We start from the raw sequence: 10,726 nt of genomic DNA, 5'->3' as shown, positions 1-10,726 counted from the left end.
GACCTCCTGACCGTCCACGCCGAGCCCCAGGTGATGAAGGCGGCGGTGCAGGCGCGCGGCGCCTCGTCGCTGAAGATCCTGGCGGTCACCGTGCTGACCAGCCTGACCGACGCCGACCTGATCGAGATGGGCTACGCCTTCAGCGCCCGGGACCTCGTGGAGCGCCGCGTGCGCCAGGCGCTCGAGTGCGGCGTCGACGGCATCGTCTCCTCGCCGCACGAGGCCGGTCTCGCCCGCGAGATCGCCAAGACGGCGGGGAAGTCCGACTTCCTGATCGTGACGCCCGGCGTTCGCCCGTTCTGGTCGGCCAAGAACGACCAGGCCCGCGCCGCCACCCCCGAGGCCGCCATCCGCGCCGGCGCCAGCCACCTGGTCTGCGGCCGCCCGATCACGGCGGCGAACGATCCGCGCGAAGCGGCGCTGAAGGTGATCGCGGAGATCGCGGGGGTGTGAACGGCGGACGGCGGCGCAGCGCTCGAACCAGCCCGAACCAGCCGCCGCCGATCATCGCCAGCGCCAAGGCGCCGAACAGCAGACCCGGAGACGGAGGCGCGACCTTGAAGATGGCGGCGAGGCCCGGAACGCCGAAGATCAGGGCCAGCGCGCCGGACGCCGCGGCGGTGATGGTCCAGTAGATCCGGCGATGGGGCGCGAACAGACGGCCGCCCGAAGACGAGGCGTCGGCCAGGGCCAAGGCCAGATTGCCCGCCACCAAGGTCAGGAAGGCCGCGCCGCGCGCCTGGCTCTCCGGCGCATGGCCCAGCGCCCAGACATAGATTCCCAGCACGACGGCCAGGACGCCGGCCCCCTGCATCAGGGCCAGGCTCACCTGGCGAGGTCCGAACAGCGGCTCGTCCCGTCGGCGCGGCGGATGCCGCATGGCGTGCGCGCTAGCGGGCTCGGCTTCGAACACCATGGCGCACACAGGATCGATCAGCAGCTCCAGAAACACCACGTGCATCGGATAGAGCAGCGGCGGCAGGCCCAGAACGATCGGAATGAGGGCCACGCCGGCGATCGGGACGTGGATGGCCGTGACATAGACGAGCGCCTTGCGCAGGTTCGCGAAGATCCGCCGTCCCAGCCGCACCCCGCCCACGATCGAGGCGAAGCTGTCATCCAGGATGACGAGGTCGGCGGCCTCGCGCGCGACGTCGGTTCCCTTCTGGCCCATGGCGATGCCGATATGGGCCGCCTCCAAGGCCGGCGCGTCATTGACGCCGTCGCCGGTCATGGCCACGACCTGACCGTCGGCCTTCAGGGCCTGAACGATCCGCAGCTTCTGGTCCGGCGTGATGCGGGCGAAGAGGCGCGTGTGGCGCAGGCGCGCGGCCAAGGCCGCGTCGTCCAGCGCGGCAATCTCGGGGCCGATCAGCACCCCGCCCGAAGCGTCCAGTCCGGCGGTCTCGGCGACCGCCAGGGCGGTGGCCGGATGATCGCCCGTGATCATGACCACGGATATGCCCGCCGCTTGAGCCTCCTTCAGGGCCGCCGGAACGTCCTCGCGCACGGGGTCCAGGAAGCCGACCAACCCTTCGAACGTGAAGCGCATGTCCTCTGGAACGTCGGGCAGCGGCCCCGCCGTCATGCCGGACGCCACGCCGAGAACGCGCAGCCCCTGGCGGGCGAACCGCTCCACGACGGGGACCAGGTCGCCGATCTCGGCTTCCGGCAATCGGCATAGCCGGAAGATCGCCTCGGGGGCGCCCTTGGCGGCGACGCGCCACGGGCCGTCGGGCTGGCGCCAGGCCTGGACCATGGCCATGCGCTCGGGCCGCAAAGGCCAGGTCCGTTCGGGCGCCTCTGGCGTCTCGGGCTCTGGGCCGTCCAGCAGCGCCCGCACGGCCTTGTCCATCGGATCGACGGGACGAACCGCGCAGGCCAGGCCGGCCACGCCCAGGCAATGACGGGCCGGACCGGATAGAGGGGTGTCGGCGCTGACCGCCCAATCCTCGTTCGGCGTCCAGACCCGCGCCACGCGCATCCGGTTCTCGGTCAAGGTGCCGGTCTTGTCGACGCACAGGAACGACGCGCCGCCCAACGCCTCGATCACCGCGCTGCGTCGCACCAGCACCTTCCGCCGCGCCAGACGTCCGGCGCCCAGCGCCAGGAAGACGGCCAGCACCATTGGGAATTCCTCGGGGATCAGCGCGATCGCGACGGTGACGCCCGCCAGGACGCCGCCGATCCAGTCCCCGCGCAGCAGGCCATAGGCGACGGCCACGACCGCGCAGAAAGCAATGGCCATCGCGCCCAGCAGCGTCACCAGTCGCCCGGCGGTCTTTTGCAGCGGCGTCGGCTGATGAACGATCGCGGCCAGCGAGACCCCGATGCGGCCCAGCGCCGTCTGCGCGCCCGTTCTTTCGACCTGGGCCACGGCCTGGCCGCGCACCACCAAGGCGCCCGAGAAAAGATAGGGCCCGGCCTCGGCGCCAGGCTGGGCGTCGGCGTCGATCGCCTCCCCGTCGATCAGGGCGCGCTTGGAAACCGGGGCGGACTCGCCGGTCAGGGCCGACTCATCGACGCTCAGCACGTCGCCGCCGACCAGCACGCCGTCGGCCGGCAGCCGCTCGCCCTCGCCGACCAGGATGATGTCGCCCGGAACGAGATCCCGCGCCGCCAGCCGCACCTCGACCCCGTCGCGCACCGCCCGCGCATAGGGCTGGGACAGATCGCGCAGGGCCGATAGCGCCCGCTCGCTGCGCGCCTCCTGCAGCACCACCAGTCCGATGGTCGCCACGGCGCCCGCCATCAGGAACAGGCCCTCGCCCAGGTCCCCCAGCACCAGATAGAGACCGGCGGCCCCGATCAGCAGCAGGAACATCGGCTCCCGCAAGGTGTCGACGAGGATCTGGGCCAGGCCCCGCCCAGCGACGCGCGGCAGGGCGTTGGCGCCAAACTCGGCGAGACGTCGGTCCGCCTCGGCCGCCGTCAATCCTGTGAAGCCATCGCGCGCCATGAGTCTGTCCGATCCGCCAGTCGCCGCCGACTCTGGATTTCAGACCAAGACAAGATCAATCGCCGCGATCCGGGTCTGGAGTGTCGCGCGGGAGCGTCGGCCGCGTCCAGCGCCTTCGCGTGAGAGCCGGACGAGCGCCTAGAAGTCGACCGCCACACCCTTCTTTTCCCAGTCGCCGAAGCGAGTCGGCTCGGGGCCTTCGCGACCGCCCTGTTCGGGCGGGAGCGACAACGCTTCCTCGGCCGCGCGGCGGGCGGCGGCTTCCTCGAGGGCGCGGCGGGCGGCGGGGCTCAAAGCCTTGCCGGGCGCGGCTCCGGGAACTTCGGGAGCATCGGAAGGAGCGGCGGGAAGATCAGACATGACAAAGGTTTAACATCATGACGGTTGAAGCCGCCAGTCACATGCTGTTCAACCCCGGCCCCAAGATAACGACGTTCGAATACCGAGGTAATTAGAGATGAGCCGCAGCCGCTGGCCGCACGCGTTCTTCGCGTCGGCCGCCTTCTACGCCATGGTCGGGGTCAGCTGGGGCCTGGCCATGGGGATGACCAAGAACCACGCCACCTACTCGGCCCACGCGCACCTCAATCTGCTGGGCTGGCTGAGCCTGGCGATGATGGGGACCTTCTACGCCACCCTTGGGCAGGATGTGTCGAACAAGGTCAAGGCGGCGAACTTCGTCATCTCGAACCTCGGCGTGCTGCTGATGATCCCGGGCCTGTTCATGTATCTGGGCCAGGCGGGCCCCTCGGCGGTGTTCGAGCCGATGATCGCGGCGGGCTCGCTGCTGGTCGTGCTGGGCTTCTTCGTGTTCGGCGTCACGGCGATCCGGGGCCTGTTCCACGTCCTGGCGAAGACCGCCTAGGGTCCAGCCGCGTCGAATCCGCTTGCGCTCGGGCGCGCCTCTTGGCACGGCGAGGCGGTGACTCAAGAACTGAACGACGGCCTCCCCGCCCGGGAGGCCGCCCTGACCCTGATCGACGCGGCCCTGTCGCGGCGCGGCGGCCTCGACGAAGCCGCCTCGGCCAACGGTTTCCGCTTCCTCGAACCGCGCGAGCGGGCCTTCGCCCGCGCCCTGGCCATGGCGGTGCTCCGCCACCTCGGCCCCATCGACCGCGCCCTGGCCGCCCGCCTGCAGAAGGCCCCGCCAGACCGGGTCATGCACCTGCTGCGCCTCGGCGCGGCCCAGGCCTTCCACCTGGAGGTCCCGGCCTTCGCCGCCGTCGCGACCTCGGTCGAGCTGGCCGGCGCCAACAAGGCCAGCCGCCCGTTCAAGGGCCTGGTCAACGCCGTGCTGCGCGGCCTGCTGCGCGACGCCCCGCCCAGCAACGACCCGACCCTGCTGGCCCCGCCCTGGCTGTATTCGCGCTGGGTCGCCGCGTTCGGCGAGGCCACGGCCCGCCAGATCGCCGCCCAGATCGCCTTGGAGCCCGCCACCGACCTGTCCCTCAAGCCCGGCGCCGACGCGGCCGCCCTGGCTGAGGCCCTCGAAGGCGAGATCCTGCCCGGCGGCTCCCTGCGCCTGCGCCGCAAGGGCGACGTCGCCGCCTGGCCGGGCTTCGAGGATGGAAGCTGGTGGGTGCAGGACGCCGCCGCCGCCGTCCCCGCCCGCCTGCTGGACGTCAAGGCCGGCGAGGCCGTGCTCGACCTCTGCGCCGCGCCCGGCGGCAAGACCCTGCAACTGGCGGCCGCCGGGGCGAGCGTGGTCGCCCTCGACCGCTCGGCCGCGCGCCTCAAGCGCCTGGAGGAGAACCTGGTCCGCACCGGGCTCCAAGCCGAGGTCGTGGCCGCCGACGGCGCGACGTGGGAGGACACGCGGACCTTCGACGCCATCCTGCTGGACGCCCCCTGCAGCGCCACCGGCACCTTCCGTCGCCATCCGGACGTGCTGTGGGCCGCCCGCCCCGGCGACGTCGCCAGCCTCGCGGGGGTCCAGGCTCGCATCCTGGACAGCGCCGCGGGCCGCCTCAAGCCCGGCGGGCGCCTCGTCTACTGCGTCTGCTCGCTGGAGCCCGAAGAAGGCGAGGCCCAGGTCGAGGCCTTCCTCGCCCGCCGCCCCGACATGGCCCTGGACCCGATCCAGCCCGGCGAAGGCGGCGCGCCGGGGGCCAGCCTGACCGCGCGCGGCACGCTGCGCCTGCTGCCGCACCAGCTTGACGGCGGCCAGGACGGCTTCTTCGCCGCGCGGTTCCGCAAGACAAGCTGAGCCAGCGACCAAGCCACCCCATTTCTACGCTTAACGAGTCCCGTCCGGGATGACAGAGCGACTCGGTCCCGCTATCCCAGGGGTCATGACCGCGCCGCTCATCGCCCCGTCGATCCTCGCCTCCGACTTCGCCCGCCTGGGCGAGGAGGTCGCCGCCATCGAGGCGGCCGGCGCCGACTGGGTCCACGCCGACGTGATGGACGGCCACTTCGTGCCCAACATCACGCTCGGCCCCGACATCGTCAAAGCCATCCGGCCGCACGCCAAGATCCCGTTCGACGTGCACCTGATGATCAGCCCGGCCGACCCGTATCTTGAGGCCTTCCGCGCCGCCGGGGCCGACCTGATCAGCATCCACCCCGAGGCCGGCCCGCACCTGCACCGCTCGCTGAAGCGGATTCGCGAGCTGGGCGCCAAGGCCGGCGTCGTCTTCAATCCCTCGACCGGCATCGACCACGTCGAGTGGATCCTGGAGGACGTCGACCTGTTGCTGGTCATGTCGGTGAACCCCGGCTTCGGCGGCCAGAGCTTCATTCCGGGCCAGCTGCGCAAGGTGGAGGCCCTGCGCAAGATGGTCGACAAGGCCGGCCTTCCCATCATCATCGAGGTCGACGGCGGCGTCACCCCGGTCACCGCCCCGCAGTGCGTGGCCGCCGGGGCCACCGCCCTCGTCGCCGGCTCGGCGGTGTTCAAGGGCGGGCGCGAGGCCTACGCCGCCAACATCCGCGCGCTGAAGGGCGGCTGATCCCTTGGCTCCAGCCGTCAAGCGTTCCGCCAACGGCTATCGTCCTCCCGCCAGAAAGCGGGCCCGGGTCCTTTGGCGGGCCCTGACGGCCGAGCTGTCCACCCACGTCGAGCGCGAGTGGTACGGCTCGGGCCCGCACCGCCTGATCCTCTCCGGCCGCAAGGTCGAGGCCCTGGCCGCCCATCCGCGCGACCCGCGCCCGACCAACGCCGGCCAGGGCCGCCGCATCCTGGCCGGGACCCTGGCCCTGGACGGCGGCTCCCTGCGGATCGGCGAGGCGGGAGACCCGTTCGACACCGCCAGCCCCACGCGCCGCTTCGCCGTCAGCCTGCACCGCTTCGACTGGCTGCCCGACCTGGTCGCGGCCGGCCCGGACGGCGCGCGCCGGGCCCTGCGCCTGATCGACGACTGGCGGCGGACGTTCGGCAAGTGGAACGCCTTCTCCTGGGGTCCCGAATGCCTGGAGCGGCGGGCCTTCCACCTGGCCTGCGCCGCCCGCTCCCTGGCCGCCGAGGCCAGCGACGCCGAGGCCGCCGACCTGCGCCGCGACCTGGCCCGTCAGGCCCGGCACCTGGCCGAGATCCAGAAGATCCCCGCCCGCGCCCTGGAGCGCGCGGTCGCCGTGACGATCGCCGGCTGCGTCCTGGCCGGCAAGCCGGGCGAGGCCCTGATCGACAAGGGCCTCAAGGCCCTGTCTCGCCACATCGACCGCATCGTCCTGCCCGACGGCGGCCACGCCACCCGCTCGCCCGAGGCCGGGGTCGAGCTCCTGTTCGACCTGCTGACCCTCGACGACGCCCTGCGCCAGCGCGGCAAGCCGACGCCCGAGGCGGCCGCCCGCGCCATCGACCGCTTGTCGACCGCCACCCGCTTCTTCACCCTCGGCGACGGCGGCCTGGCGGCCTTCCACGGCGGCGAGACGGTCGGCCCCACGCGCATCGCCGCGGCCCTGGCCCATGACGACAGCGGCCCGCGCCCGCTGATGAGCGCCCCGCACAGCGGCTACCAGAAGATGGTCGGCGGCTCTCTGGAGCTGATCGCCGACTGCGGCCCGCCCGCCGCCGGCTTCCTGTCGATCGCCGCCTGCGCCCAGCCGGCCGCCATCGAGATCCTGTGCGCCAAGGACCGGCTGATCACCAGCTGCGGCTGGAGCCCCGAGGCCGCCGGCGCCCACGCCTTCCGTCTGTCCGACGCGGCCTCGACCGTCTCGGTCGGCGACGGCTCGGCCGGCCGCCCGCTCTCCGGCTTCCGCGCCAAGGCCCTGGGGCCCTGGCTGGTCGACGGCGCGACCCAGGTCTCGGCCGAGCGCCACGACGATGTCGGCGGGGTGTGGCTGGACATCGTCCACGACGGCTGGCGCCATGTCGGCCTGACCCACACCCGCCGCCTGTTCCTCGACGCGGTCGCCGACGAGCTGCGCGGCGAGGACAGCCTAACGCCGATGGCCGCCCTCGACCTGGACGCCGCGTCAGGCCCGCGCCGCTACCTGCCGTTCGCCGTGCGCTTCCACCTGCACCCCGAGGCCCGCGCCTCGATCGCCCGCGACGGCAAGAGCGTGCTGATCCGGGGGCCCAACAACATCGGCTGGTGGCTGAGGAACGACGCGGTGGACGTCGAGATCGCCCCCTCGGCCCACTTCGACCACGGCCTGGCGAGGAAGGCCGGCCAGGTGGTGCTCAAGAGCCAAGTCCGCCCGGAGGTCGGGGCGAAGATCCGGTGGAAGCTGACGCGGGCGGAGGGGTAGCGCCGTGGGCTTCACCCGTCGTCCGCCGATCGACCCCGGCCGCGCGCGCCAGGCGCCGGAATATACCGACGCGGAAATCGCCGAGGTCATCGCCGCCTTGAGGGCGGAGGCGCCGGACCTGCTGGCCGTGCTGGAGCGCGAGGCGAGGGCGCCCGGCAGCGTGGCGGCGGCGGACTATGACGACGTCTATGACCGGATGCTGACGTACCTGTTCGAGCACGGGTACGTGCACACCCATATCGAGATGGCGATGGTGTTTCGGGGTGTGGTGGGGAGGGTTGGGCTAGAAGGACAAGAAGATTAGATTAGATAGAGTTAGAAAATGCCCCAGAAGAAAGAGTCAGACTTCTGCATTCGGCTGCTTAAAGCGACCCACGGCACCGACTAAACGATCGTACTCAGATATCGGACCGAATCCTGCCGCGTTCTTTTGGCTGACCTCAAATGTAATTTCTGCAAACGGATTATCGTTGTTCCGATTGAATTCTTTTGTAACCTCAGACCTACTCATTGATGAAAAATTCCTAAACGCTTCATACGATTCTTTTTGAGATATACTCCTCCCGTCATAGCGGCGATAACTCCACCGAGGGTACTGCTCTGGAATATAAGCATTGAAGCTTGGAATATTTCGCATGTAAACGCAAAGCATCTCTGAAAGATACGGTAATACCACTTGGCTGGGCGAGGAGAGCGCCACACAGGTCTGCATGATATCGGTAAATTCCAATGCATCTCTGGCAGTGAGTTTGTGACTCTCCATAATAAGTGCGCATATTTCCGCTGGGTCGTCTACCCGATTCCCGGACACTTCAAATAACGGCCAATATACAAAATCGCTCTCCTTGAGCCCGGCTGAAGAGAAGTATGATTTCAGAACGGGACGAAGGCTTGCGGAGGCTAAAGAATAACGACGATTGAAAAATCTCCTCAGATATGAGGCCCCATCGAAATTTGCACCATACGCCCCAGTTATTGAATGGGCGAGCTGATCTCCATGAAGGCCAAATATAAAAACCAAGCCCGGCACATCAAATAAATGCTTTACCTCCTCAAGGAGCTTTACCGCATAGGTCGGTCTACAGCGATCCAATTCATCTATAATGATGATTATCGGTGCCTGAAGCTGTTGCAGAGGCAGAAGCTCAACCACTGCAGCTAAGCTATTTTTCATCTCCTCTATAGCGGCTTGGCCAGCTTCGAACTCTTCCACTCTCGCTCGCATTGTGCGGGCAACACCGATCGAAGATATGATTTGCCCTCCTGCATCGGCTGCATCCTTCGAAGCATCTTTGATCGCGTCTTCTATTGCATCGCCAACCGCCTCTGGCGCGTTTTCGAGAACCTCCGTGAGTCCGTTGACAGCTCCTGCTGTAAGCAGCAATGCAGCGGCTCTTTTCAGAAGACCAACACTCGAAATTTGAGCAACCTTTCCTGCCTTTTCGAGGAATACATCCCAGCGTGACGCGACGCTTGGCTGCACTTTGATAAGAGGATCAAGCGCAGCCTTAAGCGTTGCTGCAACGGCCGTTAGAGGTTCGTCGGAGAGGTCATCTCTCCATGCGTCCACGAATGCCACCGGGTGATTCACCCCCGCCTGGCGCTTGAACCTACTGAGGAAGTACGTTTTCCCCGCGCCATATCCCGCATCGACCGCGACTGTCATCGAACCTGCGCGCTCTCCATTGAGCGAGCGGCTGTAAATGGACTCGATGTAGCCCATGAGCATCGTGGCTTCGCGCTTCCGGTCGAGTAGATCGCCGTCCCAAATATCTTTCAAGTTGAGCTCCGACATTTCTCGATGCCGCTGAAAAACTATCGCGGCACGCCACAATCCTTAGCCGTATTCGACAGTGGAGCAATTGGCGTCGGACATGCGCCTTCGTCGGGCGCACCAAGCCTTACATCTCTCGAAGGCTGGAGCGTGCTGGGCTGACCGGGTTGGTCAAGGACCGGCCTCCGGCCGGCCGCGCCGCGGCGACGCGAAGCGTCGTCCTTGAGCAACCCGGGCAGCCCAGCGATCGTCTCGCCGTGAGATGTAAGGATGGCTCCCGCCCGGTGGGCGGTCACTCCCACGAATCCAATAACCTCCGTCATTCCCGCCCTTGTGGCGGGAACCCCTCTTTACGCCGCAGGTGCGGGAGGGGCGGACTGCTTGGCAGTCCGCTTGCGTCTCACGTGGCAGCTGAACCAGGGGTTCCCGCCACAAGGGCGGGAATGACGGGGGATTTTTGAGCCAAGGGCTCGGCCGACCCCTACCTCACCACCACCGCCAGGCTGGCGATGCCCGCGCCCAGGAGCGCGCCGGCGGCGAGCGCGGCGAACAGCAGGCGGTGGTGACGCGGCGGACCGGTGACAGCGTGGTGGCTGCGCAGGGCGGCGTAGAGGGTGGCCACGGCGGTCAGGGGCGCGATGGCGGCGGCGGCGGCGGCGAAGCGGGCCTCCGCGTGCTGGTCGGCCAGCAGGGCGGTCATGACGACCATGGCGACGCCATAGCCGAGGCACAGGACCAGCAGGCCAGAAAGGGCCCGGCGGCCACGCCGATGCGAGCTCACCTTCATCAGGACCATCCCGACCGAGCCTGGAGCAAGCTAGACCTTAAGTCGAAAGCTCAGAGTTGTATAGCCGGGGCGTTCGCCTCACATCAGCCGCCAGGCCGTGACCAGGCCGGCGACGAAGGCGACGGCGCTGATCAGGGCCAAGATCAACAGCAGGCGGCGACGGCCGGGGGTCAAGCCCAGGGTGGCGTGACGATCGGCCAGCCGCATCAGGGCCACGAAGCCGGCCGAGGCGGCGGCGAACGCGGCGATCACCGGCGCCAGGAGCTTCCATTGCCCCTCGCGATACAGCAGCACCGCCACCACCAGGATCGCGCCCATCCCGGCCGCGTACAGGACGACCAGGGCCCGGCGCATCCGGGAGACGGCGTGAACGGTCATGGCGATCACCGGGTGAGCTACAGTGACGCTAAGGTAACGATGTTATCTTGAGTCGCAAAGGCGGGGGGCATTCCGAGTTCCTCCCCCGCGATGCGGGGGAGGTGGCCCAGAGGGCCGGAGGGGGCTAGCTCGG

12 protein-coding genes are annotated in these 10,726 nt (G+C 68.8%); 6 read left to right on the top strand and 6 right to left on the bottom strand.

Annotated features, from left to right (window positions below; all coding sequences use genetic code 11):
• Positions 1–453, top strand: a 453-nt coding sequence (locus Q0379_RS10325) for an orotidine 5'-phosphate decarboxylase / HUMPS family protein (protein WP_299007969.1), incomplete at its 5' end; no start/stop codon positions are given.
• Here the strand turns inward: Q0379_RS10325 and Q0379_RS10320 are convergent.
• Positions 389–2,959, bottom strand: coding sequence for a cation-translocating P-type ATPase (locus Q0379_RS10320; protein ID WP_299007967.1), 2,571 nt, complete (start codon positions 2,957–2,959; stop codon positions 389–391). The genes Q0379_RS10325 and Q0379_RS10320 overlap by 65 nt on opposite strands.
• Before the next feature lie 138 nt (positions 2,960–3,097).
• Positions 3,098–3,319 carry a DUF1674 domain-containing protein gene (locus Q0379_RS10315; RefSeq protein ID WP_299007964.1) on the bottom strand — a complete coding sequence of 74 codons (222 nt, stop codon included), beginning with the start codon at positions 3,317–3,319 and terminating at the stop codon, positions 3,098–3,100.
• 97 nt (positions 3,320–3,416) lie between these two features.
• Between Q0379_RS10315 and Q0379_RS10310 the strand changes: the two genes are divergently transcribed.
• From Q0379_RS10310 to Q0379_RS10290, 5 genes are all read left to right on the top strand, one after another.
• Complete coding sequence (locus Q0379_RS10310) at positions 3,417–3,824, top strand: hypothetical protein (protein WP_299007961.1); 408 nt, start codon at positions 3,417–3,419, stop codon at positions 3,822–3,824.
• 57 nt (positions 3,825–3,881) lie between these two features.
• The gene (locus Q0379_RS10305; RefSeq protein WP_299007958.1) at positions 3,882–5,165 is read left to right on the top strand and encodes an RsmB/NOP family class I SAM-dependent RNA methyltransferase; all 1,284 of its coding nucleotides are present in this window, start codon (positions 3,882–3,884) and stop codon (positions 5,163–5,165) included.
• Between the two features lie 85 nt (positions 5,166–5,250).
• Positions 5,251–5,910: a ribulose-phosphate 3-epimerase gene (rpe, locus tag Q0379_RS10300; protein ID WP_299007955.1), complete on the top strand. Its 660-nt coding sequence runs from the start codon at positions 5,251–5,253 to the stop codon at positions 5,908–5,910.
• Positions 5,911–5,914: 4 nt separating this feature from the next.
• On the top strand, positions 5,915–7,654 hold the full coding sequence (locus Q0379_RS10295) for a heparinase II/III family protein (RefSeq protein WP_299007952.1): 1,740 nt from the start codon (positions 5,915–5,917) through the stop codon (positions 7,652–7,654).
• A gap of 4 nt (positions 7,655–7,658) precedes the next feature.
• Positions 7,659–7,958: a hypothetical protein gene (locus tag Q0379_RS10290; RefSeq protein ID WP_299007949.1), complete on the top strand. Its 300-nt coding sequence runs from the start codon at positions 7,659–7,661 to the stop codon at positions 7,956–7,958.
• A gap of 36 nt (positions 7,959–7,994) precedes the next feature.
• On the opposite strand, the gene Q0379_RS10285 is transcribed toward Q0379_RS10290, so the two are convergent.
• The 4 genes from Q0379_RS10285 to Q0379_RS10270 form a co-directional block, all read right to left on the bottom strand.
• Positions 7,995–9,434: a P-loop NTPase fold protein gene (locus tag Q0379_RS10285; protein ID WP_299007946.1), complete on the bottom strand. Its 1,440-nt coding sequence runs from the start codon at positions 9,432–9,434 to the stop codon at positions 7,995–7,997.
• A gap of 165 nt (positions 9,435–9,599) precedes the next feature.
• Complete coding sequence (locus Q0379_RS10280; RefSeq protein ID WP_299007972.1) at positions 9,600–9,692, bottom strand: hypothetical protein; 93 nt, start codon at positions 9,690–9,692, stop codon at positions 9,600–9,602.
• Positions 9,693–9,909: 217 nt separating this feature from the next.
• Positions 9,910–10,215 (bottom strand): hypothetical protein, encoded by a 306-nt coding sequence (locus Q0379_RS10275; protein ID WP_299007941.1) that lies wholly within the window; start codon positions 10,213–10,215, stop codon positions 9,910–9,912.
• Between the two features lie 78 nt (positions 10,216–10,293).
• Positions 10,294–10,593 (bottom strand): hypothetical protein, encoded by a 300-nt coding sequence (locus tag Q0379_RS10270; protein ID WP_299007938.1) that lies wholly within the window; start codon positions 10,591–10,593, stop codon positions 10,294–10,296.
• Between the last annotated feature and the right edge of the window lie 133 nt (positions 10,594–10,726).

It is taken from the genome of uncultured Caulobacter sp. (assembly GCF_937900395.1).
Lineage (GTDB): Bacteria > Pseudomonadota > Alphaproteobacteria > Caulobacterales > Caulobacteraceae > Caulobacter.
This window is presented reverse-complemented; position numbering and strand designations above follow the sequence as displayed.